Here is a 25,113-nt window from a genome sequence, read left to right on the forward strand (position 1 = left end):
TGACCGAACTGCGACGACTCGGAGAGACCGAGACGCTTCGCGGTCTCGGGGAGGCCCGGGTTCGCGGGCGAAGAATCACCGAATCCACCTCCTTCAAGGCCGTCCGCGCACACCGGCCACACATGACCAAGCAGGAGCGCCTCGACGCCTACCTCGCCGAGAACGACCTCGAAGCCGTCTGGTTCGCCCGGCCGAACTCCTTCGCGTGGCTGACCGGCGCGAGCAACGTCGTGGACCGCGAGGGCGACGTCGGCGTGGCCGCGGTGGGGTACGACGGCGACGGACTCGAAGTCGTGACGAGCAACATCGAGGCCAACCGCTTCCGCGAGGAGGAACTGGCCGACGACGTGTCGGTCGCCGAGTTCCCGTGGTACGAGCAGTCGCTTTCCGGTGCGGTCGCCGACCGCACCGAGACCCCGGCCGCGGCCGACTTCGACGTTCCGGGAACGTCGTCGGTGGACGCCTCGCCGCTCCGCCAACCGCTGACCGAGGCAGACGTGGAGAACTACCGCGAACTCGGGCGGGAGACCGCACAGGCCGTCGAGTCGGTCTGTCGGGAACTCCAACCCGACGACGTGGAGTCGGAGGTCGCCTCGGCGCTCCGGGTCGCGCTGTCCGCGCGGGACATCGAGGTGCCCGTCGCGCTGGTCGGCGGGGCCGAGCGCGCCCGGAAGTACCGCCACTACACGCCGACGAACGCCCGAATCGGCGAGTACGTCCTCGTCTCGGTCACGACCCAGCGCGACGGTCTCCACGCCAGCGCGACCCGGACCGTCGCCTTCGAGTCCGAGATGGACGACGACGCGCTGAACGAACTCGGCGAGCGCCACCACGCCGCCCGCATCGTGGAGACGACCGCGCTCGGCGCGACGCGGGCGGTCGCCGACCTCTCGGGCGACCCGGCGAGCGTCTTTCAGGCGATTCAGGCCGCCTACGAGCATCTGGGCCACGCCGACGAGTGGGAGAACCACCATCAGGGCGGCGCGGCCGGGTTCGCTGGCCGGGAGTGGTTCGCCGCGCCCGAGGTGCCCGAGAGCGCCGAAATCACGACGCCGATGGCCTACGCGTACAACCCGACGATTCGGGGCGCCAAGAGCGAGGACACCGTGCTGGTAACCGACGACGGGTTCGAGGTGCTGACCGACACCGGCCAGTGGCCCACGACCCCGGTGGACGCCTACGACTACGACGCGGTGATGGAGCGTCCCGACGTGCTGGTGCGGGAAGACGACGGAAACTGAGAGAAGACGGCCGGATAGTTCGTCGTCTGTCGAACACCGGTTCGACGCCTTCGGGTAGCTTTTTACGCTCGGAAACGGTTCCCCCGACCATGGGATTAGACGAGGACTCACTCGACTATCACCGCGAGGAGCCGCCGGGCAAGATAGAGATTTCCACGACGAAACCGACGAACACACAGCGCGACCTGAGTCTGGCGTACTCGCCGGGCGTGGCCGCGCCCTGCCGCGCGATAGACGAGAACCCGGAGGACGCCTACAAGTACACCGCGAAGGGCAACCTCGTGGGCGTCGTCTCGAACGGGTCGGCGGTCCTCGGACTGGGTAACATCGGCGCGCAGGCGTCCAAGCCCGTGATGGAGGGCAAGGGCGTCCTGTTCAAGCGGTTCGCCGACATCGACGTGTTCGACATCGAGTTGGACCAAGAGGGCGCCGACGAGATAATCCGGACGACGAAGGCGATGGAACCAACCTTCGGGGGCATTAATCTGGAGGACATCAAGGCCCCGGAGTGCTTCGAAATCGAGGAGACGCTCCGCGAGGAGATGGACATCCCCGTCTTCCACGACGACCAGCACGGCACCGCCATCATCTCGGGCGCGGCCCTGCTCAACGCCACCGAGATAAACGGCAAGGACATCGAGGACCTGAAAATCGTCTTCTCGGGCGCGGGCGCGTCGGCCATCGCCAGCGCGCGGTTCTACGTCTCGCTGGGCGCGCGCAAGGAGAACATCATCATGTGCGACTCCTCGGGCATCATCACCGAGGACCGGGCCGAACACGGCGACGTGAACGACTACAAGGCCGAGTTCGCCCGCGACGTGCCGGAGGGCGACCTCGAAGACGCGATGGAGGGCGCGGACGTGTTCGTCGGCCTCTCGGTCGCCGGCATCGTCTCTCAGGAGATGGTCCGGTCGATGGCCGACGACCCGGTCGTCTTCGCCATGGCGAACCCCGACCCCGAAATCGGCTACGAGGAGGCCAAGGCCGCCCGCGACGACACGGTCATCATGGCGACCGGGCGCTCGGACTACCCCAACATGGTCAACAACGTCCTCGGGTTCCCGTTCATCTTCCGGGGCGCGCTCGACGTGCGGGCGACCGAAATCAACGAGGAGATGAAGATTGCCGCGGCGGAAGCCCTCGCCGACCTCGCCAAGCAGGACGTGCCCGACGCCGTGGTCAAGGCCTACGGCGACCAACCGCTCCAGTTCGGGCCGGAGTACATCATCCCCAAACCGCTCGACCCCCGCGTCCTGTTCGAGGTCGCGCCCGCGGTGGCCGACGCCGCGATGGAGAGCGGCGTCGCCCGGAGCGAACTCGACACCGAGCAGTACGTCGAGACGCTGGAGGCCCGCCTCGGCAAGTCCCGCGAGATGATGCGGGTGGTGCTGAACAAGGCCAAGTCCGACCCCAAGCGCGTGGCGCTGGCAGAGGGCGACGACGAGAAGATGATTCGGGCGGCCTACCAGATGCAGGAGGAGGGTATCGCCAACCCGGTCCTCATCGGCGACCGCGACTCCATCGCGGCGACCGCGGGCGACCTCGGCCTCGACTTCGACCCCGAAATCGCCGACCCCGCGAACGGCGACTACGAGGAGTACGGCGAGCGCCTCTACCAACTCCGCCGCCGGAAGGGCATCACCGAGAGCGAGGCCGAGGACCTCGTCCGGAAGGACAGCAACTACTTCGGGAGCGTGATGGTCGAGCAGGGCGACGCCGACGCGATGCTGACCGGCCTGACCCACCACTACCCCTCGGCGCTCCGGCCGCCCCTGCAGGTCATCGGCACGGCCGACGACGCCGACTACGCTGCCGGGGTGTACATGCTCACGTTCAAGAACCGCGTCATCTTCTGTGCCGACGCCACGGTGAACCAGGACCCCGACGAGGACGTGCTGGCCGAAATCACCCGCCACACCGCCGACCTCGCCCGCCGGTTCAACGTCGAACCCCGTGCGGCGATGCTGTCGTACTCGAACTTCGGGAGCGTGGACAACGAGGGCACCCGCAAGCCCCGGAAAGCCGCCAAGCAACTCCGCGCGGACCCGAACGTCGACTTCCCGGTCGACGGCGAGATGCAGGCCGACACCGCGGTCGTCGAGGACATTCTGGAGGGGACCTACGAGTTCTCGGAACTCGACGACCCCGCGAACCTGCTGGTCTTCCCGAACCTCGAAGCGGGCAACATCGGCTACAAACTCCTCCAGCGACTGGGCGGCGCGGACGCCATCGGCCCGATGCTGGTCGGGATGGACAAGCCGGTCCACGTCATCCAGCGGGGCGACGAGGTCAAAGACATCGTGAACCTCGCCGGCGTCGCGGTGGTCGACGCCCAGCAGAACGAGTAGTCGGCCCCTAGCGGCCTCGGACCCGCTTTCGGTCGGGTCGAGAGGCGGGCGACGGAACTTCACGCACTGAAGCTCTCGGCAGGTTTTTATGGTCGTCCCGTAAGTGATTCGACAACAGTGAGTGAGGACTGCGACGTCGAGGACATCGCCGCGCTCCTCGAAGACGAGACCGTTCGCGACATCCTCACAGCAACGAGCATCGAACCCATGTCAGCCAACGCACTGAGCGAACGATGCGGCGCATCGGAGCCGACCATCTACCGGCGTCTGGAGGACCTGCGAGCGTGCGACCTCGTCGAAGAGCGGACCAAACTCGACCCGACCGCGGGCCACCACCACAAGGTGTACTCGCCGCGACTGGAGCGCGTGACCGTCGAACTGAACGAGGGGTCGCTCGCGCTCTCGGTGAAGCGCCGCGAGGACGTTGCCGACCGGTTCACCGACCTCGTGGAGGGGATGTGAGATGGCGATGTCGCCCGCGTCGCTCATCGGGACGGTGACGCCGCTCCAACTCACGCCGCCGGACGTGCCCGGTTGGGTCCGAATCGTCTCGCAGTCGATGAACCTCGTCGCGGCGTTCATCGGCCTGCTCATCGCCTATCAGGCCTACCGGGGCTACCGGCGCAACGACAGCAGGCCCATGCTGTTCATCGCCATCGGTTTCGCGCTGACCGTCGGTCTCCCGTTCGTGCTGCTGGGTCCGATGCTGCTGTTCGGGGACAACCCCGCGGCGGTGTCGGCGTTCGTCATCCTCGGGAACGGCAGCACGCTGGTCGGTCTGGGCTGTATCCTCTACGCGCTCCGGATGCCGAGTTGAGCGCGCCGGGGGAGTCGGACCCGAGTCGGCGCTCGTCTCGCGCTCTATCGTCGTTTCGTAACGCGCCCCGAAGAGTATCGTCGCTCTATCGGCGAGGACGAGACTACTCGTTGGCGTCGTCGGAGTAGCGGACGCTCGCGCTCATCATCTCGCGCGGACTCGGCGCGTCAGGGTCCGGTGACGGCGGGGATGCGGATAGGTAGAGCCCACTCATTCCGAAGACCAACATCACGAGGCTCACGAGGATGAAGTAGCCCACCGTCATCGTAGTAGTGTGATTTTCTGGGTGAATAGAGTATTAATACCCCCTGATCGTTCCGTCGAGTTCCAACCGGCGGAGCGACACGACAGTTATCTCGTGCTCAATCCGCGCCCTGTATTGCGGACGTTACAGTGACGGTAGCAAGAAACCGCTCTGCGAACTACTGAGTGAACATACGTATATTTCTTAGAAACAGAAATACAATTGTTTTCCCACCCTATTTCGTTCCGACGGCGCGGAGACGGCCGTCCGACGCGCCGACGAAGACACGGCCGCCGGAGACCGCGGGCGACGAGTCGACGTAGGGACCGCCGTCCCGGTCGCTCTCGAAGCCGATTCGCCACAGGGTCTCGCCGTCGGTCGTCACCGCAGAGAGGCCGTTTCCGTTCCCGACGTAGACCGCGCCATCGGCCACGGCGGGCGACGAGCGAGTGTCGGTCCGGAACTCGGCGGTCCACTCGCGTTCGCCGCTGGCGGCGTCGATGGCGTAGAGGCGACCCCGATTCCGGCCCGAGCAGTTCGAGTCGGGACCCTCCGCGTCGCTCGTCGTCGTGGCGCCGCTCTCGGTCCTGTCGTCGGTCGTCTCGCCGCTCCCTGTCGTCCCGCCGCCGTCTTCGGTCTCCGTCGAGACGCCGCCGCCCCCGCCGAACGCGCAGACGCGCGTCGAGGACGCCGCGACGTACACCGTCCCATCGGCGACGGCGGGCGAGGTCCGGAGGCTGATGTCCTCGATACCGGCGCTCCAGACCGTCTCGCCGGTCGCGGCGTCGAGGGCGAACAGTTTCGCCGGGGGACCGCCCTCGCCGCCGGACGACGGCGCGCCGTAGTAGACCGTGCCGTCCGCGACTGCGGGCGAGGACTGCGGGTGGGCGGCAATCTCGCGCGACCACGCGACCGACCCCGAGTCGGCGTCGAGCGCGTACACCGCCGACTCGCCGCCGAAGTAGACCCGGCCCCCGGCGACCGCAATCGACGACTCCACGTTCTCCTTCTCGCCGAAGTCGTCGTAGCGCCACCGCTCGTCGCCGGTCTCGGCGTCGAGCGCGAGGACCGCGCAGGACTCGAACTTCTCCTCGTCGTCCTCGCCGCTGACCACCATCGGACCGTCGCCGACGGTTCCGACGTAGACCGTGCCGTCCGCGACGGCGGGCGAGGACGACCCGAACCGGTGGCCGACGTCGTTCGCCCACACCTGCTCGCCGGTCTCGGCGTCCACCGCGTAGAACGTCTTGCCCCACGTGCCGACGTAGAGTCGACCGTCGGCGACCGCAGGGGCCGAGTTCGCGTAGCCGGCCGGTTCGAAGCGCCACACGGACTCGCCGGTCTCGGCGTCCACGGCGTGGAGGTAGCCGGGGCCGCCGCTGCCCGGCGCGTAAACCGTACCGTCGGCGACCACGGGCGAGGTGTTCATCGTCGGCGTCCCGGCGTCGAACCGCCACGCTATCGCGGCGTCCGCGCCGGGACCGCTGGCCGACCGCGCGTGGCCCGAGTTGCGGGCGTCGAACCCGAACTGCGGCCACGCGGTCGCCGCGCCGGGCGACTCCTCGGCCGCGTCCTCGGTCGCCTGCCCGTCGTCGGCCGTCGGTCCGTCGTCGGTCGTCGTCTCGGTGACACCGGTCGTCGGTTCGGACCCCGTGCCCGAGAGGCATCCCGAGAGTCCGGCCGTTCCGGCGAGGAGACCGGCGGTCGCGAGGAACCGCCGCCGCGTCGAGTCGTCAGAGTCGGAGGGAGTGGTCATCGGTTCGACTCGTGTCAGCCGACCCATTAGTAATCACCGGAGGCTCAAACGAGCGTTGTACGTACCGACCCGCCGCGAGGGTTCGGCCCGCCGATGCGCCGTTGACGCCGCTTCCCGCCGACGCGTCCACCAAAGAAAGCGACGCGGACCGACGGAGACAGTACCTTCAATTATCGCGCGACGGAGTACCAACCATGGAACACAGCACAGAGCGCGTCACGCTCGCGCGCCTCCCGTCGGGCGTCGAAATCGAGACGACGGTCCACGCCTACGACGGCGACGCCGACGGGCCGACGGTCTACGTGCAGGCCGCACAGCACGGCCGGGAGATAAACGGGACCGAGACCCTGCGCCGGGTCCACGACCGACTGACCGCGGGCGAAATCGAACTCGCGGGTCGCGTCGTGGTCCCGGTCGCCGACCCCCTCACGTTCGACCGGGTGTCGTACACCACGCCCGAGCAGTTGGACAGCGTCAACCCGAACATGAACCGGGTGTGGCCCGGCGACCCCGACGGCACCGTCCACGAGCGCATGGCCGCGGCGCTCTGGGAGTACGTAGAGGACGCCGACGCCGTGGTGGACCTCCACACCGGGAGCGCCGACATGCTGACCCACGTCGTGTTCATGGAGGGCCACGAGGAGTCCCGCGCCCTCGCGGAGGCGTTCGGCACCGACCTCCTGCTCTCGGAAGAGGCGGGCGAGGACGCCGACGCCGAGTGGGCGAAGCGGGACTTCGACGGGAAACTCCGGGTGGCGGCGACCCGCGAGGGCATCCCGACCATCACGCCCGAACTCGCGCACAACAAGCAACTCGTGGAGGACGCCGTCGAGGCGGGCGTCGCGGGCACGCTGGCGGTCCTCAGACATCTCGACGTACTCGACGGCGACCCGGACGCCGACGGCGAGCGCCGGGTGGCGCGCAACCACCTCGGCCGGGTCACGGCCGACGACGCGGGCCTGTTCCGGGTGGACCCCGACCGCGAGGTCGGCCAGCGGGTCGAACCCGGCGAACGCGTCGGCACGCTCTACGACCCGACGACCTACGAGGTGTTACAGGAGGCCGAGACCGACCGCGCGGGAGTCCTCTACTCGCTGACGCGAGAGGCGACCGTCTCGGCGGGCGAGACGCTGTTGAGCGTCGCTCTCCCCAGAGACGGACGGGAGTAACGTCGACGAGAAGCAGCGAGTCCGGACGAGTCGCAGTCGCGGTTCCGGAACGGGTGACGAGAAACGGGGACGCCGAATCGGTTCTCCGTCCTCACGTTCGCGCCGTGACGTACAGCACGGGCGCGATGACGAGGAGCGCGATGCCGAGGAACTTGAACGGCAGCGGTGCCATGCTCGCCGGGGTCACGACGAACAGCAGTCCGAACGTGATGGCGTTCAGCGACAGCACCTTGCGCGAGCCGAGCGGGATTGCCGCCAACACCGACAGGACGAACAGGAACACGAATACCTGCCCGAGGTTGTACTTGAGCAGGAAGTCGTCGATGAGGGGCAGTGGCGCGAACTCTAACATCGTTACTCAAAACTCACCCCGAAATACCCTTTAAAGTTCCGCTATACGCCGGTCGGCCGCCCGTTGGCCCCTCGGTCGAACCGGAAATCGCTAACTCGTGCCTTGCAGGTCGAGCGGTCGAATCCAGACGTACCAGATGACGAGGATGGCGGTCAGGTAGCCGCTAACCCACACTGCAGTCCCGAACGCCTCGTAGCCGATAGACGTGAAGGCGTACTTGAGGAACCCCGGAATCACGACGCCGGCCGCGAGCGCCAGACCGAACCGGAGTTTCTCGCCGCTTCCCATCACCGACCACCGCCGTTGCGTCGGGTCATGCGCGGCGCTACGGACTCGAAGAAGGTCAACTCCTCGGTTCGGGGCGAACCGCCGATTCGCTACCGGTCGCTCGTAGGACGGAATCCGAAAAGGGAAAGCGGGGGAACTGCGGGAAACGTCGCGGCGACGACCGTTGGCTGGTTGGTTCGTGGCGTGCGAGGCGAGTCGATGACAGGTGCCGTTCACGGCGGCGTTCGACGCGGCGGACGGGACAGCACGCCACGTTTCGAGCGATTCGCCGAGGTGTCAAAAGCCTCGCTAATTGTTCGATATATCACTCAATAGCAGTACCCGTCCGCGGGAGACTGTCAGCGGTGGCGGTCGACCGACTCCGTCCCTCGGGTGAATACCTCCGAACCTGCGACCAGTCACCGGACCGATACCGGCGACGTAGAATCACGGCCCGCCGCGGAGGAGCGGCGCTGTTTCGGTGTCACGAACCGACGGGCGGTCAGCGGTCGTCGTCGGAGTCGGTCTCGGAGCGTGGCGTATCGACCGACTCCGTCTTCTCGATTCGCCAGTAGACGTACTGGGTCACGAACGGCGGAAAGTTGTCGTGGCCGCACGCCCGACACTCGAAGCCGACCTCCTCGTCTACGTCCTCCGGGAAGACGTATCCGCACTCGTTCTGACAGTCGGTGCCGCCGAACGCGACGGTGAACACATCCCGCATCTCGTCGCGGTGGGCTTCGAGGTGGGCTTCGGCGTTCGCTTTCACCGCGTCGACGCTCTCGCTGACGACGAGTTCGTCACAGTAGGCGCACTCGAATCGAAAGCCGCTCACTCGTCTTCACCCGGACTGACGGCGACGCTTCCGTCGCTCTCGACTCGAATCCGCCACGGACCGTACGCGAACTCGACGTGTCCGTCGCAGTTCCGGAGGTTGGAGCCCCGGCCGGGCGCGAAGAGGTCGTCCAGCGCCTCCAAGTCCACAACTTCGTAAAGCGGCGGATGCAGGTCCGTCGGGTCCGTACCGTTTCGTTCCGAAATTTTTGTAATTATTTTTTCACTTATTGGCCGTGGCTCGTCGCACATCTGGCCGAGTGATTCGGACACAGACGCAAAAATATGGCGGAACGTATATCTTCCCGTCCTAAAAAGCCAAACTTTACTGCTATTCTGTCACCTGCATAGCTTCTCGCCTCCTCGCCGTCAGACCCGTTACGAGCGCAGACGTATCGGCGGTGTAGAAACTCGGACAGTCGAACCATCACTCGTCGCTGACGGACGTCCCGAAGTGGTTGAACGGTTGGTGGAGTTGGGTCTTCAACACGTCCGACCGGACGATGTCCAGACCCATCTCGCGGAGGGAGTCGGCGATTTCGGTGAGGTGGTCGGTGTCGGTCCCCACCGCCTCGACGTGGAGGTTCTCGGTCCCGGCGAGGAGTTCGCGGACTGCGACCACGCCCTCCTGTTCGAGGACGTCGTGGCCGAAGTTCTCGGGTTCGTCGGGGGCCGTGCAAGTGAACAGCACCCTGAGTTGGAAGCCGGCCTTCTCGTAGTCGAGCTGTGGGATGTACTTCTCGATGATGCCCTCGTCCTCCAAGCGCGAGAGGCGGTTGCGGACGGTGCTGGCCGTGATGTCCAACTCCTCGGCCATCTCCGTGCTGGTGCTGTTGCGCGCGTCCTGCTGGAGATAGTAGAGGATGCCCTTGTCCACCTCGTCGAGTTCGTAGGTGTCCATGTGGGGGGCTACCGGCCGTACCGTTTAAGTCCGTTCTGACTCGCTGGTGAGTCCGTCCGAGACCCAAGCCGTCTCCGAGACTGCAAACAGTGGCCGAGTCCGACGACAGGCCGTCGGCGCAAGCTACAACAGCGCGTCCACGTCGGCCACCGAGTCGAGGACGTGGTCGGGAGAGACCGGCGAGGACGCCGCGTCCGCCCGCGTCGTGACGCCCGTGAGGACCAGCGCGGTCGTCAGGCCCGCGTTCTCGCCGAGCGCGATGTCGGTGTCGAGTCGGTCACCGACGACGAGGACCTCTTCGTTGCGTCCGACCACCCGCGATTCGACCGCCTCGGCGGCGGTCCGGCCGGGCTTTCCGAGCGTCGCGTCCGGCTTGCGGTCAGCGGCCTCGGCCAGCGCCGCGACGATGGCACCCGACCCCGGCACCGGGCGGTCGGGCGCGGGAATCGTCCGGTCGGGGTCCGAGGCCACGAAGGCCGCGCCGTCGAGCGCCCAGAGCGCGTCCCTGAGTCGGTCGTAGGTGAACTCGCGGTCGATGGAGGCGACGACCACCTCGGCGCGGTCTGGGTCGGTCACCAGCGGTACGCCCCGGGCGGCCAGCATCTCGCGCAGGCCCGCCTCGCCGAGCAGGTAGGTCGCCGCGCCGGGGTACTCGGCGGCCACGTAGTCGGCGGTCAGCGACCCCGACGTCACCACGTCGTTGGGACCGACCGCGAAGCCGAGGTCCGCGAGTCGGGCGGCGTAGTCCGCGGGCGTCTCCGTCGGATTGTTCGAGAGCAACAGGAGGTCCACGCCGCGCTCGCGGAGGCGGTCCACGGTCGCTATCGCTCCCGGTACGGGTTCGTCGCCCCGGACTAGCGTCCCGTCCACGTCAAGGACGACGCTACGGACCGTCATCTGTCGCTCGCCCCCGCGATGGCGTCGGCCCTCGCCTCCGAGTCGTCGCGGCGACGGCAGGGCGTCTGGGTCTTCCCGGTGTCCATCGTCGGAGGGTTAGGCCTCGTTCGACTTGGATTTGTCCGCGGCCCCGCGATACTGTACGCCGAGAGACTACTCGACCACAAGACACTTCATACCCTCCTGTGAGTCTCCCGATATGAACCGCGAGACGATGCTGGCGGGCGGAATCGTCGCCGTCGTCGCGGTGTCGCTCGTCGCCGTCGCCGTGGTCCCCGGCGCGTTAGCCGAGACCGAATCCGACCCGGTTCGGCCCGGCCACCTCTCGATTCAAGAGGTCGCCATCGCGCCCGGCGAGGTGTCGGGCGGTACCGCGACCCTGCAGGTCGACACGCGCCTCGCGCACTCGGACGGAACGTCCGAGAACGTCACGGTCCGCGTCCGGGCGGTCCACCTCGACTCCGGACTGGTCGAGACGACGAGCGAGACCGCGGTCCCGACCATCACCGGCGAGCGAGAGGTCTCGGTCGTCCAGAACCTCTCGGTCGAACGGTCGGGTGGCTACCGAATCGAGACCGTCGTCTACCGCGACGGCGCGCGCATCGCTCAGGGGAGCAAGGAGGTCCGGGGCGTCGGCACGCTCACGCCCGAGTACGCCCGGACCAGCGTCCGGTTCCACTGGCGCGGCGGCGACGGACACCCGCCCGTCGAGTACACCGTGAAGAACGCGGAGAGCGACCGGGTGACGCTCGACGTGTCGACGTACCTGACCAACGAGGGCGACGCGGCGTCCGAGGAGTTGCGGGTCGTCTTCACCGCGCGACAGGCCGACTCGAACGTCGTCGCCGACCGGACCGCGGTCGCGGTCGGCACCGTCCGACCGGGTCGGACCGCGACCCCGAGCGTCGAACTGACGGTTCCCGACGGGTACAACTACTACCTCGACGCGGTGCTGTGGAAGGACGGCGTCATCGTCGGGACGACCCGGAGCGTGGCGAACCTGAACCCGACCGAGACCGTCCGAGCGAACGAGACGGTCCGCGAAGTCGGCATCGAGGTCAGCGACTTCGAGGGCGACGGCAAGAACGGACGAGGAGCGCCCGAAACGACAGTCGAAGGAGGCTACGCGGCAGACTCCGCGGGCAGCGTCCCCGGTTTCGGCGTCGGAGCGGCCGCCGTCGCACTGGGCGGCGCGCTCTTGCTCGCACGGAGGCAATCATGACCGAGACGAACACCGACACCGAGATTCCCGAGGAATCGACTCGACGACCCCAGACCGCGACCGATTCGGCGAGTTCGACCGGCGGGTTCGCGACGCGGACGAACCTCTACCGGGCCGCGCTGGGTCTGTTCGTCCTGCTCGCGGTCGTCGCGGTGATTCAACTCTACACGAGCGTGAACGCGACTATCGACACGTTCGTCGCCCGCGAGTACCGGTCGCTCTTTCGGGCGGCGTTCAATCTGGTCGTGCTGCTGGTCTCGGGTATCGGCATCTCGTGGACCGTGCGGGAGTTGAGCGAGGAGTAGCGTCTCAGTCGCTCACGGTCGCACTCGGCGGTTCCCACAAATCGACGAACGGACTGTTCAGTTCCCGCGAGTCGGCCGCGACCGGGCCCGGGTCGTAGGCGACGCTCCGGAGGTCGAACGCGCCGTCCTCGACCACCGCGTAGCGCGCCTCGTCGGCGGGCCACCCGGGGCGCTGGAGACCGACGCTCCCCGGATTCACGAACGTCGTTCCCGCGACGGTGGCGACGAACGGGAAGTGCGAGTGACCGTGCAGAATCACGTCCTCGTCGTAGCGGGCGGCGACCGTCTCGAAGGGCGCGGGGTCCTCGTCTGGGGTCACGCGGGTCCGCCACGTCTCCTCCCGACCGTCCGGCGCGGGGAAGTCGCCGTGGTGCAGGCGGAGCGTCCGGCAGCCGAGCGTCAGCGTCGCCGTGCTGTCGAGCGACGCGAGAAACTCGCGGTTCTCCGGCGAGAGGCGCTCGCCGGTCCACTCCTGCCACTCTGCGAAGGGGTCGTCGCCCGCACTGCCGCGCGAGTCGCGCGAAGATACGGCGTCGAGGACGGTCCGGTCGTGATTCCCGCGAACGCCCGCGGCGAGGTTCAGTTCGCGGAGGCGGTCGCAGACCGCGTCGGGGTGCGGGCCGTTGTCGACGGCGTCGCCGAGGAAGACGACCGACTCGCGGTCGGGTTCAGCGGCGAGAACGGCGTCGAGGGCGGCGGCGTTGGCGTGTACGTCCGAAACGATGAGCGTCCGGGGCACGGGAGAGGGATAGGGAGGGTCGATTATAGGCTTGTTCTTTCACTCGAGATAGCTCCTGACGAACATGCGATGCTCGGCCGCGCGTTCCTCGCGGACCGCCTCGTCGGCGTCGGCGTACCAGTCCGGGAGGCAGGCCATCGCGTTCAGTCTGTTGCAGAGGTGGTAGACGCGCTTTCGCTCCCGGAACTCCGCGGAGCGGTCGCCGCCCCGTCGCTCGGCGTCGGTCGGGAGTCCGTCGGTCCGACGCTCGGCGTAGGCGTCGAGCAGCGCCCCGCGCAGTCGCTCGCGCAGGACCACGTCGCGGGTCTGCCAGTTGACGTTGTGGTCTTCGACAGTGACGAGGTTGTAGACGGGGTCGCCCGCGACGAGGTCCGCCCAGTCGAGGACGCCGGTCGTCTCGCCGGTCTCGGGGTCCACGAGGATGTTCCCGAGTCGGTAGTCCCAGTGGACGAGCGACGCCGTTTCCGGTCCGTCGAGCGCGGGAATCGCGTCACGGACGTAGTTCCGGAGCGGCCCAACGAGGTCGTCGAACCGACCGCCGGCCAACCCGTCGAGGGTGTCCTCCGCGTCCGCGAGCAACCAGTCGGTCCACTGCTTCCGCGGGCCGAATTGGTCGCCGACCACGGCGAGGTCGCCGTCCTCGACGCCGACGCGTCCGAAGCGGTCGAACGACCGGCGCTCGTGGAGTGCCGCGAGGTGGGTACCCGCGTCGGCGAAGACGGTTTCGAGCGCGGCGGGCGAGAGGTCGGGGAACCGACCCGACCCGTCCTCGCCCGGGAGTCGCTCGGCGAGGAAGAACGGGGCCGGGAGGTCGGGGTGTTGGTCCACGAATCCGATTACCTCGGGGACCGGAATTTCGGTCTCTCGGGAGAGTAGTTCGAGGACTCTGGGTTCCGAGCGCGCGACCGCCGCGGGAACGCCGTCCCCGGAGAAGGCCTTCAGAACCACCTCGCGGAGACCGTCCGGGGTCGTGACCGTGAGGAAGGCGACCTCGTCGGTCCCGCCGTCCGACTGTCGGATGCGCTCGACCGACCACGAGGGCGCGACGGCGGCGACCATCTCCAGCACGTCCGCCCACTCGACGCCGTCGCTTTCGGCACCGGATCGGTCGGCGTCGGACTGCTCGACGCTGGACAGGGAAGCGCCGGTCGAGTCGACGTTAGACGGGGAAGCGTCGGACCGGGCCTCGGCCGAATCGGCGTCCGTCCCGTCGGGCGTCTCGGTCATCGCACCAGTTAGGACTGCGATGTCCGTCAGCGTTCCGGCCACCGTCGAATCGCCCGTCGCGAGCCCACGTCAACGACCGACGCCCGACCCGAGACCCGCGAACGTCTCGCTGGCCCGGCGCCTGTTCGGCCTCGCGCATGAAGATCTCCTGAGCGTTCCGGACCTCTTCACCGTCCGCAGGCCGAATCTGCTGCGTCCGACCAGCGGACACACGTGACGCAGTAATATATAAGACGGTATCGTGAATTGTCCGATTCATGTTTGCGTCCGGAGTCATCCCGATGGGCGTCCTCGGCGTGTGTTTCCTCAGTCCGGTCGTGTACTGGATGCGGTCGTGTCCGGAAGTGCAGGCGGTTGCTGTCGCTCTCCACAGCGACCAGCGATTCCACCAGTTCGTCGGCGGTATCGCCGTCCCGACTACCCTCCTGAGCCTGCTCGCTATCGCGACGCTGTTCGACCTTCCGCTGACGGCCGGCGTACCGACAGCCCTCCTCGGCGAAATACTTCTGGTTGCGTTGCCGTTGACCGCGGTCGTACTGACCGTGTATCTGCACGTCGAGTTCTTTGCAGCGGTCGCGGTGTTCCGACGGCTTCCCGACGACATGTTCGGAACGCTTCCCGGAACCGGTGCGAGTCGCTATCAGTCGTGGATGTATCTCGTCGACGCTCATCACGACGACGCACCGCTCGCGGGTCCCGGGGCGATACTCGCACTACTCGCCACGGCCGGCGAGTTGTTCGCAGTCCTGTCACCGCTCACCGGTGTTCTCGTCGCGCTCACGCTCCACGTGACCGTCCTCGCCTTCGTGATGGGTGCGGACAACGGAACGCTCCACCGGACGAACGACGAGCGAGTCCAGTCCCGAATCGACACTGGCGTCGCAGAACGGAACGCGGGGCGGTTGTTCGCGAACGATAGGGGTTCGTAGTAGATTCTAGAGGCCTCCGGTCTCGTGGCGCTACTCTAGAAAGACGCCCACTACTGGAGACGGTGAAATTTCGAAGTAAAGGGACAGTGAGTTGTGGATGCGGATTCCGAACGCCGAAAGACCGTCCGGAAAGAAAGTGGGCCAACGCGGATTTGAACCGCGAACCTCCCGGTTATCAGCCGAGCGCTCAACCTGATTGAGCTATTGGCCCGTGAACGCATTCACTGCTTGCGCCCTTGAATGTTTAAGCGTTTCCTTTCGACGCCGGTTCGGGACGCCCTCACGGTGTTTTCCGGACTGATTGCCCGCTCGTCACTCCGCTACTCGTCGTCCTCGCCGTCCTCGAACTCGATGTCGTAGGCGTCGTCGTCCACGCGGTAGGTGTCCTCGGAACCGTCCCGACTTCCAGACCCCGAGGTGCCTGCGCTCGCACCGCTCGCGCCCGCGCCCGTTCCGCTCGCGCTCACGTCCTCGGCGTTCGGGAACCCGAAGGTGTAGACGTTGCCCGAGACGAAGCCGCCGGTCTTCTTCTCGACGTAGGGCTTGACGACCCACTTCTGGACCGCCTCGCGGACGAGGATGCGCGAGGGCGGGAACGCGAGCAGGAAGCCCACGGCGTCGGTGACGAGACCGGGCGTGAGCAGGAACGCGCCCGCCGCGATGAGGAGCGCCCCGTCGGTCAGTTCGTCGGTCGGGACCCGACCCTCGCCGACGGCGTCCTGTAGCTTCCGGATAGTGTGGCGACCCTCGGCCCGAACGAACAGCGTCCCGACCAGCGCGGTCAGGACGACCAGCGCCACCGTCAGCGCGGCGCCGAGTTCGCTCGCCACCACGACGAGGAACAGCGCGTCCAGCAGCGGGATGAGGAGCAGTCCGAAGAGTACGCGTTTCATCAGTACTGTCTTGTCCGAAACTAGTCGGTCATGCCCTAAAACCCTTTAGGTGCCGCGAGCGGTCCCGCGTCGGACGCCCGGCGGGTCCTTCACCAGACCGCGTTCGCTCGCCCGAGAGCGAACTGTTTTTCCACCGTTTGTTCGAACCACCGGCATGGACCGACTCCGCGAGTCACTCCACGAGGCACCGATTATCGACAAGGACGGCTACCAGTATCTCGTCCACCCCATCAGCAACGGCGTGCCGATGCTCGAACCCGAACTCCTCCGGGAGGTCGTGGTCGGCGTCACGCGCGAGGCCGACCTCGACGTGGACAAAATCGTCGCCCCCGAGGCGATGGGCATCCACATCGCCACCGCGCTCTCGCTCCAGACCGACATCCCGCTGGTCGTCATCCGCAAGCGCGAGTACGGACTCGACGGCGAGGTCGCGCTCCACCAGACCACGGGATACTCCGAGTCGGAGATGTACATCAACGACGTGGAGGAGGGCGACCGCGTCCTCATCGTGGACGACCTGCTCTCGACCGGCGGGACGCTGGCCTCCATCTGCGACGCGATGGACGAGATCGGTGCCGAAATCGCGGACATCGTGGTCGTCATCCGGAAACTCGGCGAGACGGCGCTCGACGAGACCGACTACGAGGCGACGAGTCTGATAGACATCACCGTCGAGGACTACGAAGTCACGATTCACTAACTGCGAACCCCGGTCGCGGGGTTTCGTTTCGGAAGTCGATTCTATGGGGGTCGAAGAAGTTCGGACTGAGTTGAGGGAGTGGTTGTTCTGTAGACTCGAGGTTGACTCGCGGTTTTTAGACGATGCGTCCGCACACGCCAGTTCGAACGTCCGACCTGCAGTCAGTGGACTGTCCGACCCGCAGTCACTACGTTCGACTCGAAGCCAAGTGGACCGAGCGCATCGAGTCCGGACGCGAATTAATGCGAGAACGTGCATATTTCCTTCCTCGAAAGACAAAATATGCGCTCGAACGCGAAACTATTATTGAACCCGACCCGTTCGTCCGGAGTATATGACAGACACGGACGGAGAGATAGACCTCGACTACGAACTCGACGACCGGCCGCCGTGGCCCAAGTCCATCCTGCTGGGACTCCAGCACGTCGCGGTCATGCTGGTTCCGGCGACCGCGGTGGCGTTCATCGTCGCGGGCGCGGTCGGACTGAGCGCGGGCGACACCGCCTACATCGTCCAGATGGTCCTGCTGTTCTCCGGACTGGCGACCGTCGTGCAGGCCTACACCGTCGGTCCGGTCGGCGCCAAACTCCCCATCGTGATGGGAACCAGTTTCACCTTCGTCGGCGCGGCCTCGTCCATCGGCGTAAACTACGGACTCGGGGCGGTCTTCGGCGCGATACTCGTCACCGGTTTCGTCGTGGAAGGGTTCATCGGCTGGCAGTTCGACCGCATCGAACCGTTCTTCCCGCCGCTCGTAACTGGCCTCGTCGTGATTATTATCGGTCTCTACCTCGTTCCGGTCGCGATGGACTACTCGGCGGGCGGCGTCGGCGCGAGCGACTACGGCGCGGCCCACAACGTCGGACTGGCCGCGCTGGTCCTGTTCGTCGCCGTCGCGCTCAACCTCTTCACCGACGGCGTCACCCGACTCCTCAGCACGCTCGTCGGTCTCGCGGTCGGCTACCTCGCGGCGCTCCCGCTGGGTCTCGTGGACTTCGCCCCGGTCGCGCAGGCGTCGTGGGTCGCGGTCCCGAAACCCGGCGCGTTCGGCTTCGAGTTCGAACCGGTGCCGATGGTCACCTTCGCGTTCCTCTTTCTGGTCTCGGCGATGGAGACGGTCGGCGACGTGTCGAGCGTCACGTCGGCCGAGGGTCGCACGCCCGACAGCGAGGAACTGCGCGGCGGCCTGTTCACCGACGGTCTGCTGAGTTCGCTCGGCGCGGCGTTCGGCGCGTTCCCCGTCACGTCGTTCTCGCAGAACGCGGGCATCGTCAACTTCACGGGCGTCATGAGTCGCCACGTCGTCGGCGTCGCCGGGGTCATCCTCGCGGTCCTCGGCCTGAGTCCGAAGGTCGGGGCGGCGGTCGCCACCATCCCGAGTCCGGTCTTCGGCGGCGCGGTCCTGCTGATGGCCGGGATGGTCGCGGCCAGCGGCGCGCGCCTCGTCTTCCTCCACACCGACCTCGACCGCCGGAACATGGTCATCCTCGCGGTGTCGCTCGGTCTGGGTCTCGGCGTCGCCACGCGTCCCGACGCGATTTCGGGGCTCCCGAGCGCGGCCCGGACTTTCTTCGGCGAACCGGTCGTCGTGACCGCGCTGACCGCGCTCGTCCTCAACACTCTCACGCCGGGCGAGCAGAGTCCGCTGTTCGACGCGCCGCCCGAGGAGACGGTGGCCGAGACGGAGGAACCGCCCGCGTCCGCCGACGACTGACCCCGCGGAGACAGCGACCTCGGCACACTTTTCATCGCAGGCGCGGTCACTCCCCGCATGCGACTGCTCTTCGTCCACTCCGACCACCTCGAGTTCGAGACCACCACGGAGGCCGGAGAGGGACTCGCCGAGACCGAGGGCGTCCCGATGGAGGGCCGCATGGAGGACTGCGTCACCGCGTTCGTCAGCGTCGAGACCGAAGACGAGGCGGACCTCGACGCCGTGGTCGAGAACGCCGCCGACGAGTTGCGCGACGTGACCGACCGGTTGAACACCCGGCGAATCGTCCTCTACCCCTACGCCCACCTGAGCGACGACCTCGCCGACCCCGACGCCGCCAAGACCGTCCTCCGGAACCTCGAAACCGGCCTCGAAGCCGATTACGAGGTCCTGCGGGCACCGTTCGGCTGGTACAAGACCTTCGAGGTGTCGTGCAAGGGCCACCCGCTCTCTGAACTCTCCCGGCACGTCACGTCCGAGCGACGCGAGAGCGACGAATCTCCGGAACGCGCGCCGAGCGAGTGGAAGATGGCGTTCCCCGACGGCGAGACAGTAGACGCACGCGAAGCGAAACGGTCCGACCGCGTGAGCGACGACATGCGCGCGTTCGTCGCCGCCGAAGTCGAGGGCGAAACCGCCAGCGCGGGCGAACGGCCACCGCACGTCGAGTTGATGCGGGACAAGGAACTGGCCGACTACGACGAGTCGAGCGACGCGGGCAACCTGCGGTGGTACCCCCGCGGGAAACTGATTCGGGACTCGCTGATGGAGTACGTCGACGACCTCGCGGTCGAGTACGGCGGGATGCCGGTCGAGACGCCCGTGATGTACGACCTCGGCGTGCGAGCGGTCCGAGAGCACGCCGAAAAGTTCGGTGAGCGCCAGTACCGCTCCGAGTCGGGCGACCGGCCGATGGTGTTCCGGCCGGCGGCCTGCTTCGGCCACTTCTCCGTCATGCGGGACATGGACCTCGCCGAGTCGGACCTGCCCCTGCGACTCTACGAGACGCCAGCCTACTCGTTCCGGCGCGAACGGCGCGACGAGGTGACGGGCCTGACGCGCCAGCGGGCGTTCACGACGCCCGACATGCACACCGCGACCCGGGACGTGGCGCAGGCCAAAGAGGAACTCCGGGCGCAGGCGAAACTCGCTCTCCGAACCGGCGACGACCTCGGTCTGAGCTACGAACCCGCGGTCCGCGTGACCCGCGAGTTCTACGACGGCAACGAGGCGTGGGTCGAGTCGCTCGTCGAGGACCTCGGCAAACCCGCACTGCTGGAAATTCTGCCCGAGCGCCGGCACTACTGGTCGGTCGAGGTGGACTTCGCGACCGTCGACCGACTCGGCCGCCCCGTCGAGAACCCGACCGTCCAACTCGACGTCGAGAGCGCCGAGCGGTTCGACGTCACGTACGACGCCGGCGAGGAGTCGCGCCACCCGCCCGTCGTCCACTGCTCGCCGTCGGGCGGCATCGAGCGCGTGCTGGCCGCCCTGCTGGAGACGGCCGCCGAGCGCGAACCGCCCCGACTCCCGACGTGGCTCTCGCCCGCGCAGGTCCGGTTCGTCCCGGTCGGCGAGGAACACGTCGATTACTGCGACGCGCTGGCCGACGACCTCGAATCGGCCGGAGTCCGGGCCGACGTGGACGAGCGCGACGAGTCGGTCGGCGAGCGCATCGCGAAGGCCGAGAACGACTGGGTGCCCTACCACGCCGTGGTCGGCGACCGAGAAATCGAGTCCGACGACGGAACGGACGGCCCGGGCCTAAAGGTCACCGTCCGGGCCGAGGGCGCGGAGCGCGAGATGACCTTCGACGAACTGAAGTCGGCAGTCCTTGCCGACGTCGGTGACTTGCCGAACGAGCGGCGATACCTCCCGAAACACGTCAGTAGGCGGCCACACTTCACGAGTCGGTAGGCGAGACCGCGATATCGCCGACGTAGTCCGCGGTCGGAAATTCCTATTCACTCGCCAGCGACGCTCTCGACCGCTCGTAGGCGTGTGTATCGATACCAGACCGCAATTTGAATATACCTTATACGAATAAAATCGTTCCTGTTTAATACCTTCAGGTAATATTCTGCGACGACAATGGCTTCACTCGACTTCGAACCGCTGACGTACGGAGAACTGTCGCCCGAGCGGCGGCCGACGCTGGCGCAGGCGCTCGTGCCCGTACTCGGCGTCATCGTCTTCCTCGGCATCGGGTCGGGGTATCTCAAACTCGCGCCCCACGGTCCGCTGCTCTGGAGTATCGTGCTGACTGGACTCGTCGGCTACTACTGGATGGACCTCTCGTGGGAGGAAATCTACGACGGTATCGCCGACAGCCTCCTGATGGGACTACAGGCGCTGCTCATCCTGTTCACCATCTACGCGCTCATCGCTACGTGGGTTAGCTCCGGGACCATACCGGGGCTGATGTACTACGGGCTGTCGATTCTCACCCCGAAGGTATTCCTCCCCGCGACCGCGATTCTCGCCGCGGCCGTCGCGTTCTCCATCGGGTCGTCGTGGACGACCGCCGGGACGCTCGGCGTCGCGTTCATCGGTATCGGTTCGGGCCTCGGTATCCCCGAACCGATGACCGCCGGTGCGATTCTGAGCGGGGCGTACGCGGGCGACAAGCAGTCGCCGCTCTCGGACACGACCAACCTCGCGGCCGCGGTCACGAACACCGACCTCTACGACCACATCCGGGCGATGCGCACGGGAACCGCCATCGCGCTGGGTATCTCGCTGATACTCTACGCCGCTCTCGGTCTCCGCGCGGGCGGAGCGATTCCCGAGGGACAGGTCGCCGAGATTCAGGGCGCACTCGCGGGTACCTACAACCTCTCGCCGCTCGTGTTCCTCCCGCTGGTCGTCACCTTCGGCCTCGCGCTCTACGGCTACCCCGCGCTCCCCTCGCTCGTCGCGGGGGTCTTCGCGGGCGTGTTCACCACCATCCTCGTGCAGGGCGCCGGCTTCACGGCCGCGTGGGACGTGTTCCTCAACGGGACCGCCCCCGAAACCGGCACTAAGTTGGTCAACGACCTGCTGGCCGCCGGTGGTCTCTCGGGGTCGGCGTGGACTATCACCGTCGTCGTCGCCGCGCTCTCGCTGGGCGGTCTGCTCGAAGGACTCGGCATCCTCGCGGTGCTGGCTCACCATCTCGCGGAGGGAATCCGGAGCAGGACCGGACTGGTCGTCAGTTCGGGCGTCTCCGCGATTCTGGTCAACCTGTTCAGCGCCCAGCAGTACATGGCTATCGTGATTCCGGGGATGACGCTGCGCAACCTCTACGACGAGTACGATCTAGAGAGCAGCGACCTCTCCCGTGCGGTCGAGGCCGCGGGGACGCCGACGGGGGCGCTCATCCCGTGGCACGCCGGCGGGGTGTACATGGCCTCGGTGTTCGGCGTCTCGACGATGGCGTACTTCCCGTACTACTTCTTCGCCTTCCTCTCGCCGCTCGTCCTGTTCGCCATGGCGCTGACCGGCCGCGCCACCACCCCGAAGAACACCGCCGACTCGTCGGCGGCCGCGTCGGCCGACGACTGAATTCGGGTCGCCCGCCGCCGACATCCCCGGTCAGTCGGCCTTCGCCGGACCGTCCGGTTCGTGTTCGACGCCCGGGATGTTGCCGACGGCCGTCTCGCCGTCGCCCTCGCCCGAGGCGATGCCGCTGGTGATGATGGTCCGGATTCCCTCCTCGACGGTCATGTCCACGTCGTAGACCCGGTCTTCCGGGATGTGAGCGAGGTAGCCGCCCATTACGGGGTTGGGCGCGAACGGGAGGAACATCGCCACGAGGTCCTCCTCGCCGACCGCATCTCCGATGGCCTCCGGGGAGTCGGCCGTCTCGAAACCGAGGATGTACGACCCCTCGCGGGGGTACTCCACGACCTTCACGTCCTCGAAGTTCTCGGCCTCGCTCCCGAGCATCGCGTCGCCGACCCGCCGAAAGCTCTTGTAGACGGTGCCGACGCCCGGGATTTCGGCCAGCGCCGAATCGACCGCGACCACGAGGCGCTCGCCGTACCGGACGTGCGCGAGGCTACCGACGCCCACGATACTTCCGAGCAGAACCGTCACCGCGACGAGTTCCGGGACGTACTCGAACACCGCGCTGTAGATACCCAACTCCGCGAAGAACTGGCCGAGCCACAGCGACCGGAGGAAACTGACCAGACCGGTCCACTCCAGGACCGCGACCACCGGCGCGAACGCCCCCGCGATGAACTCGACTATCGTCGCCAGCACCCAGACGGTCACCACGAGCGGAACGATAATCGCGATGCCCGTCACGACAACGCTGAGCAGTCCGTCGTAGAGCAGTTCGCCGGTCTCGCGCGCCGTCTCCGCAGGTGTCTCGGCGTCCCCCATCCGTACCACAACAACTCAGTAATCGATAAAAGCGATTGTGGCGGAATCGCAGGGTAAGGCGACCCTACTCCGCCTATACGCAGATTCTACTCGATTCGCGCGCCGGTCCCCGGTCGGTCGAGTCCGGCGAGGTCGATGTTCCCCTCGGGCATCGGAACGCCGTCGTATGGGTCCTCGTCCAGCAGGAGCGACCCGTCGAGGTCGGCGTAGTCGAGCAGGGGCGCGAGGTGGGCCGCCGCCGAAATCGCGGCGTTCGTCTCTACCATGCACCCGAGCATGACCTCCAGTCCGTGGGCGCGAGCGGTGTGAATCATGCGCTTGGCCTCGCGCAGGCCGCCGCACTTCATCAGTTTCAGGTTGGCGATGTCCACGCTGCCCGCGATTCGCGGCACGTCCGCGAGCGTCACGCACGACTCGTCGGCCGCGATGGGCAGGACCGACCGGTCGCGGACGAACTTCAGCCCCTCGGGGTCGTCGGCCGAGACGGGTTGCTCCACGAATTCGAGGTCGTACTCCGCGAGTCGGTCTATCTTCCGGACCGCCTCGCGGGGCGACCACGCCTCGTTGGCGTCCACCCGAATCGTGGCCTCGGGCGCGGCCTCGCGCACCGTCGAGATTATCTCCTCGTCGCGGTCGGTGCCGACCTTGACCTTGAGGACCGAGTACCCCCGCTCGACGGCGGTCTCGGTCTTCTCGCCCATCCGCTCGGTGGTGTCGATGCCGATGGTGTAGGAGGTCGGGACCGACTCCGCGGGGTCGAGTCCCCAGTAGCGATAGAGCGGGAGGTCGGCGCGCTTGGCCGCCAAGTCGTGGAGCGCGACGCTGACCGCGCATCTGGCGGCCGGGTTGCGCGCGACCGTCTCCTCCATGCGGCGCTCGATTCGGTCGAGTTGGTGGGGGTCGCCGACCTCCGCCACGACGTCGAGCAGGTCGGGCAGGACCGCCTCGACGGTCGCGGCGGTCTCGCCGTAGTGTTCCGAGGGCGCTGCCGCGCCGACGCCCTCGTTGCCCTCGCCGTCGGCGACCCGGACCACGACGTTCTCGGCGGTCTCCTGCGTGCCCCGCGAGATGGTGAAGGCGTCTTCGAGCGGGAGCGAGACCCGCTCGAACGCGGTTTCGAGGCTCACAGAATCGCCTCCAGGACCGCGTCGATGCCGTCGTCGTCCGCGTCGCCGAACCGAACCGGGTCGGTCGCGGGCGCGTCGAGTTCGTCGGCGAAGGTCTCGACCGCGTCGCGGGCCGCGGCATCGTCGGCGATCTCCCACGTGTTGAGCGCGCCGGCGACGACTTCGGTCTCGTGGACCGGCCGGGCGAGGTCCTCGTAGAGGTCCACGTAGTCGGCCAGCGGCGGGACGGCGGTGTCCTCGTAGCCGTGGATGGCCTCGCGGCCCGCCTCGTGGCAGAGGACCAGTCTGTCGGCCATCGACCCGTGGAGGATACCGCACGTGACCGCCGAGTAGGCCGGGTGGACGATGCTCCCCTGCCCCTCCACGAAGAGGTAGTCGTGGTCGTCGCCTCGCTCCAGAATCATCTCCTCGACCGCTCCCGCGGTGAAGTCCGAGACGACGCGGTCGATGGGAGTGCCCCAGTTCTCTATCATGATGCCGGTCTGGCCGGTGGGGACGAACCCGACGTCGGCGCCGCGCTCGCGGGCCGCCTCCAGCAGTTCCATCGTGGCGGTCATCTTCCCGACCGAGCAGTCGGTGCCGACCGTGAGGACGACCTCCGCCTCGACTTCGTCGGCGACGCCCTGCGCGACCGAGAGGTCCTCCGGGGGCCTGCGCACGTCCCAGATGTCGGCGTCGTTCTCGTCGGCGAGGCGCGCGAACTCCTCGTCGTCTTCGAGGAAGTAGTGGAGGCCCGAAATCAGGTCGCACCCGCGCTCCAGGGCGGTGGTCACGTCCGAGCGCCACGACTCGTCGAACCCGCCGCCGATGGGCGCGATGCCGACGATGAGCGCGTCCACCTCGGGCGCGTCGGCCATCTCGGCGACGATGGGCGCGTCCTGCACGTCGTCCACGAAGTCCGAGACCCGCTTCCCGGCGTTGTCGCGGTCGAGGACCGCCTCGACCTCGTAATCGGCGTAGCGCAACAGGCCGACCGCGGTCTTCGCGCGGTCGGGAAACTTCTCGTGTGCGAGTACGGCGACTCTCATGCGTGGTAGGTTGTCGGAGTGGGGCTTAAAACTCG

26 protein-coding genes and 1 tRNA gene are annotated in these 25,113 nt (G+C 67.3%); 12 read left to right on the plus strand and 15 right to left on the minus strand.

The window, feature by feature from the left end:
- Positions 1–122 precede the first annotated feature (122 nt).
- The 4 genes from M0R89_RS01640 to M0R89_RS01655 all read left to right on the plus strand — a co-directional run bounded on the left by M0R89_RS01640 (position 123) and on the right by M0R89_RS01655 (position 4,406).
- Positions 123–1,241, plus strand: a complete 1,119-nt coding sequence (locus M0R89_RS01640) for a M24 family metallopeptidase (protein ID WP_248652304.1) — start codon at positions 123–125, stop codon at positions 1,239–1,241.
- A gap of 89 nt (positions 1,242–1,330) precedes the next feature.
- On the plus strand, positions 1,331–3,589 hold the full coding sequence (locus tag M0R89_RS01645) for an NADP-dependent malic enzyme (protein WP_248650829.1): 2,259 nt from the start codon (positions 1,331–1,333) through the stop codon (positions 3,587–3,589).
- A 117-nt stretch (positions 3,590–3,706) separates the two neighbouring features.
- On the plus strand, positions 3,707–4,051 hold the full coding sequence (locus M0R89_RS01650) for an ArsR/SmtB family transcription factor (RefSeq protein WP_248650830.1): 345 nt from the start codon (positions 3,707–3,709) through the stop codon (positions 4,049–4,051).
- A 1-nt stretch (position 4,052) separates the two neighbouring features.
- Positions 4,053–4,406 carry a DUF7521 family protein gene (locus M0R89_RS01655; protein WP_248650831.1) on the plus strand — a complete coding sequence of 118 codons (354 nt, stop codon included), beginning with the start codon at positions 4,053–4,055 and terminating at the stop codon, positions 4,404–4,406.
- Positions 4,407–4,509: 103 nt separating this feature from the next.
- Here M0R89_RS01655 and M0R89_RS01660 read toward each other — a convergent pair whose 3' ends face one another.
- Positions 4,510–4,671 (minus strand): hypothetical protein, encoded by a 162-nt coding sequence (locus M0R89_RS01660; protein WP_248650832.1) that lies wholly within the window; start codon positions 4,669–4,671, stop codon positions 4,510–4,512.
- A gap of 214 nt (positions 4,672–4,885) precedes the next feature.
- Positions 4,886–6,406, minus strand: a complete 1,521-nt coding sequence (locus tag M0R89_RS01665) for an outer membrane protein assembly factor BamB family protein (protein ID WP_248650833.1) — start codon at positions 6,404–6,406, stop codon at positions 4,886–4,888.
- Positions 6,407–6,600: 194 nt separating this feature from the next.
- Between M0R89_RS01665 and M0R89_RS01670 the strand changes: the two genes are divergently transcribed.
- Positions 6,601–7,575, plus strand: a complete 975-nt coding sequence (locus M0R89_RS01670) for a succinylglutamate desuccinylase/aspartoacylase family protein (protein WP_248650834.1) — start codon at positions 6,601–6,603, stop codon at positions 7,573–7,575.
- 91 nt (positions 7,576–7,666) lie between these two features.
- Here M0R89_RS01670 and M0R89_RS01675 read toward each other — a convergent pair whose 3' ends face one another.
- From M0R89_RS01675 to M0R89_RS01700, 6 genes are all read right to left on the minus strand, one after another.
- A complete protein-coding gene (locus M0R89_RS01675) occupies positions 7,667–7,927 on the minus strand; it encodes a DUF8006 family protein (RefSeq protein WP_248650835.1) in 261 nt (86 codons plus the stop codon).
- A 90-nt stretch (positions 7,928–8,017) separates the two neighbouring features.
- Entirely contained in the window at positions 8,018–8,215 is a 198-nt protein-coding gene (locus tag M0R89_RS01680) for a DUF7996 family protein (RefSeq protein WP_248650836.1), read from the minus strand.
- A 481-nt stretch (positions 8,216–8,696) separates the two neighbouring features.
- Positions 8,697–9,029, minus strand: coding sequence for a hypothetical protein (locus M0R89_RS01685; RefSeq protein WP_248650837.1), 333 nt, complete (start codon positions 9,027–9,029; stop codon positions 8,697–8,699).
- Entirely contained in the window at positions 9,026–9,280 is a 255-nt protein-coding gene (locus M0R89_RS01690; protein ID WP_248650838.1) for a HalOD1 output domain-containing protein, read from the minus strand. Before M0R89_RS01690 ends, M0R89_RS01685 begins: the two co-directional genes overlap by 4 nt.
- Positions 9,281–9,455: 175 nt before the next feature.
- Entirely contained in the window at positions 9,456–9,929 is a 474-nt protein-coding gene (locus M0R89_RS01695) for an Lrp/AsnC family transcriptional regulator (protein ID WP_248650839.1), read from the minus strand.
- Positions 9,930–10,052: 123 nt separating this feature from the next.
- The gene (locus M0R89_RS01700; protein WP_248650840.1) at positions 10,053–10,826 is read right to left on the minus strand and encodes an HAD-IIA family hydrolase; all 774 of its coding nucleotides are present in this window, start codon (positions 10,824–10,826) and stop codon (positions 10,053–10,055) included.
- A 199-nt stretch (positions 10,827–11,025) separates the two neighbouring features.
- Between M0R89_RS01700 and M0R89_RS01705 the strand changes: the two genes are divergently transcribed.
- Together M0R89_RS01705 and M0R89_RS01710 are read left to right on the plus strand one after the other, a co-directional pair.
- The gene (locus tag M0R89_RS01705) at positions 11,026–12,048 is read left to right on the plus strand and encodes a DUF7490 domain-containing protein (RefSeq protein WP_248650841.1); all 1,023 of its coding nucleotides are present in this window, start codon (positions 11,026–11,028) and stop codon (positions 12,046–12,048) included.
- Positions 12,045–12,353, plus strand: a complete 309-nt coding sequence (locus tag M0R89_RS01710; RefSeq protein WP_248650842.1) for a DUF8060 family membrane protein — start codon at positions 12,045–12,047, stop codon at positions 12,351–12,353. The genes M0R89_RS01705 and M0R89_RS01710 overlap by 4 nt, the downstream gene beginning before the upstream one ends.
- Before the next feature lie 4 nt (positions 12,354–12,357).
- On the opposite strand, the gene M0R89_RS01715 is transcribed toward M0R89_RS01710, so the two are convergent.
- Both M0R89_RS01715 and M0R89_RS01720 read right to left on the minus strand, forming a co-directional pair.
- The gene (locus M0R89_RS01715; protein ID WP_248650843.1) at positions 12,358–13,092 is read right to left on the minus strand and encodes a metallophosphoesterase family protein; all 735 of its coding nucleotides are present in this window, start codon (positions 13,090–13,092) and stop codon (positions 12,358–12,360) included.
- A 39-nt stretch (positions 13,093–13,131) separates the two neighbouring features.
- The gene (locus tag M0R89_RS01720; RefSeq protein ID WP_248650844.1) at positions 13,132–14,319 is read right to left on the minus strand and encodes a phosphotransferase family protein; all 1,188 of its coding nucleotides are present in this window, start codon (positions 14,317–14,319) and stop codon (positions 13,132–13,134) included.
- Positions 14,320–14,576: 257 nt separating this feature from the next.
- Between M0R89_RS01720 and M0R89_RS01725 the strand changes: the two genes are divergently transcribed.
- Complete coding sequence (locus M0R89_RS01725) at positions 14,577–15,248, plus strand: hypothetical protein (protein WP_248650845.1); 672 nt, start codon at positions 14,577–14,579, stop codon at positions 15,246–15,248.
- Positions 15,249–15,385: 137 nt separating this feature from the next.
- Here M0R89_RS01725 and M0R89_RS01730 read toward each other — a convergent pair.
- Together M0R89_RS01730 and M0R89_RS01735 are read right to left on the minus strand one after the other, a co-directional pair.
- A tRNA-Ile gene (locus M0R89_RS01730) sits at positions 15,386–15,459 on the minus strand.
- Between the two features lie 109 nt (positions 15,460–15,568).
- Positions 15,569–16,141 (minus strand): FxsA family protein, encoded by a 573-nt coding sequence (locus M0R89_RS01735; protein WP_248650846.1) that lies wholly within the window; start codon positions 16,139–16,141, stop codon positions 15,569–15,571.
- A gap of 154 nt (positions 16,142–16,295) precedes the next feature.
- Here M0R89_RS01735 and hpt point away from each other — a divergent pair, with 154 nt between their 5' ends.
- From hpt to arcD, 4 genes are all read left to right on the plus strand, one after another.
- Positions 16,296–16,841: a hypoxanthine/guanine phosphoribosyltransferase gene (gene hpt / locus M0R89_RS01740; RefSeq protein ID WP_248650847.1), complete on the plus strand. Its 546-nt coding sequence runs from the start codon at positions 16,296–16,298 to the stop codon at positions 16,839–16,841.
- A 334-nt stretch (positions 16,842–17,175) separates the two neighbouring features.
- Positions 17,176–18,555 (plus strand): uracil-xanthine permease family protein, encoded by a 1,380-nt coding sequence (locus M0R89_RS01745; RefSeq protein ID WP_248650848.1) that lies wholly within the window; start codon positions 17,176–17,178, stop codon positions 18,553–18,555.
- Between the two features lie 57 nt (positions 18,556–18,612).
- The gene (locus M0R89_RS01750; RefSeq protein ID WP_248650849.1) at positions 18,613–20,472 is read left to right on the plus strand and encodes a threonine--tRNA ligase; all 1,860 of its coding nucleotides are present in this window, start codon (positions 18,613–18,615) and stop codon (positions 20,470–20,472) included.
- Between the two features lie 174 nt (positions 20,473–20,646).
- Positions 20,647–22,098: an arginine/ornithine antiporter ArcD gene (arcD, locus tag M0R89_RS01755; protein ID WP_248650850.1), complete on the plus strand. Its 1,452-nt coding sequence runs from the start codon at positions 20,647–20,649 to the stop codon at positions 22,096–22,098.
- Positions 22,099–22,128: 30 nt separating this feature from the next.
- On the opposite strand, the gene M0R89_RS01760 is transcribed toward arcD, so the two are convergent.
- The 3 genes from M0R89_RS01760 to M0R89_RS01770 all read right to left on the minus strand — a co-directional run bounded on the left by M0R89_RS01760 (position 22,129) and on the right by M0R89_RS01770 (position 25,078).
- Positions 22,129–22,923: a DUF502 domain-containing protein gene (locus M0R89_RS01760; protein WP_248650851.1), complete on the minus strand. Its 795-nt coding sequence runs from the start codon at positions 22,921–22,923 to the stop codon at positions 22,129–22,131.
- A gap of 86 nt (positions 22,924–23,009) precedes the next feature.
- Entirely contained in the window at positions 23,010–24,050 is a 1,041-nt protein-coding gene (locus tag M0R89_RS01765; protein WP_248650852.1) for a dipeptide epimerase, read from the minus strand.
- On the minus strand, positions 24,047–25,078 hold the full coding sequence (locus tag M0R89_RS01770; protein ID WP_248650853.1) for an N-acetyltransferase DgcN family protein: 1,032 nt from the start codon (positions 25,076–25,078) through the stop codon (positions 24,047–24,049). The genes M0R89_RS01765 and M0R89_RS01770 overlap by 4 nt, the downstream gene beginning before the upstream one ends.
- Positions 25,079–25,113: the final 35 nt, after the last annotated feature.

Source organism: Halorussus limi, from assembly GCF_023238205.1.
Lineage (GTDB): Archaea > Halobacteriota > Halobacteria > Halobacteriales > Haladaptataceae > Halorussus > Halorussus limi.

Coding starts and splice junctions, on each gene's coding strand:
- M0R89_RS01695 (WP_248650839.1), bottom strand. CDS start 9,929: ATGGACACCTACGAACTCGACGAGGTGGACAAGGGCATCCTCTACTAT.
- M0R89_RS01675 (WP_248650835.1), bottom strand. CDS start 7,927: ATGTTAGAGTTCGCGCCACTGCCCCTCATCGACGACTTCCTGCTCAAG.
- M0R89_RS01745 (WP_248650848.1), top strand. CDS start 17,176: ATGACAGACACGGACGGAGAGATAGACCTCGACTACGAACTCGACGAC.
- M0R89_RS01725 (WP_248650845.1), top strand. CDS start 14,577: ATGTTTGCGTCCGGAGTCATCCCGATGGGCGTCCTCGGCGTGTGTTTC.
- hpt (WP_248650847.1), top strand. CDS start 16,296: ATGGACCGACTCCGCGAGTCACTCCACGAGGCACCGATTATCGACAAG.
- M0R89_RS01735 (WP_248650846.1), bottom strand. CDS start 16,141: ATGAAACGCGTACTCTTCGGACTGCTCCTCATCCCGCTGCTGGACGCG.
- M0R89_RS01640 (WP_248652304.1), top strand. CDS start 123: ATGACCAAGCAGGAGCGCCTCGACGCCTACCTCGCCGAGAACGACCTC.
- M0R89_RS01645 (WP_248650829.1), top strand. CDS start 1,331: ATGGGATTAGACGAGGACTCACTCGACTATCACCGCGAGGAGCCGCCG.
- M0R89_RS01690 (WP_248650838.1), bottom strand. CDS start 9,280: ATGTGCGACGAGCCACGGCCAATAAGTGAAAAAATAATTACAAAAATT.
- M0R89_RS01760 (WP_248650851.1), bottom strand. CDS start 22,923: ATGGGGGACGCCGAGACACCTGCGGAGACGGCGCGCGAGACCGGCGAA.
- arcD (WP_248650850.1), top strand. CDS start 20,647: ATGGCTTCACTCGACTTCGAACCGCTGACGTACGGAGAACTGTCGCCC.
- M0R89_RS01720 (WP_248650844.1), bottom strand. CDS start 14,319: ATGACCGAGACGCCCGACGGGACGGACGCCGATTCGGCCGAGGCCCGG.
- M0R89_RS01750 (WP_248650849.1), top strand. CDS start 18,613: ATGCGACTGCTCTTCGTCCACTCCGACCACCTCGAGTTCGAGACCACC.
- M0R89_RS01770 (WP_248650853.1), bottom strand. CDS start 25,078: ATGAGAGTCGCCGTACTCGCACACGAGAAGTTTCCCGACCGCGCGAAG.
- M0R89_RS01655 (WP_248650831.1), top strand. CDS start 4,053: ATGGCGATGTCGCCCGCGTCGCTCATCGGGACGGTGACGCCGCTCCAA.
- M0R89_RS01665 (WP_248650833.1), bottom strand. CDS start 6,406: ATGACCACTCCCTCCGACTCTGACGACTCGACGCGGCGGCGGTTCCTC.
- M0R89_RS01710 (WP_248650842.1), top strand. CDS start 12,045: ATGACCGAGACGAACACCGACACCGAGATTCCCGAGGAATCGACTCGA.
- M0R89_RS01660 (WP_248650832.1), bottom strand. CDS start 4,671: ATGACGGTGGGCTACTTCATCCTCGTGAGCCTCGTGATGTTGGTCTTC.
- M0R89_RS01700 (WP_248650840.1), bottom strand. CDS start 10,826: ATGACGGTCCGTAGCGTCGTCCTTGACGTGGACGGGACGCTAGTCCGG.
- M0R89_RS01680 (WP_248650836.1), bottom strand. CDS start 8,215: ATGGGAAGCGGCGAGAAACTCCGGTTCGGTCTGGCGCTCGCGGCCGGC.
- M0R89_RS01705 (WP_248650841.1), top strand. CDS start 11,026: ATGAACCGCGAGACGATGCTGGCGGGCGGAATCGTCGCCGTCGTCGCG.
- M0R89_RS01670 (WP_248650834.1), top strand. CDS start 6,601: ATGGAACACAGCACAGAGCGCGTCACGCTCGCGCGCCTCCCGTCGGGC.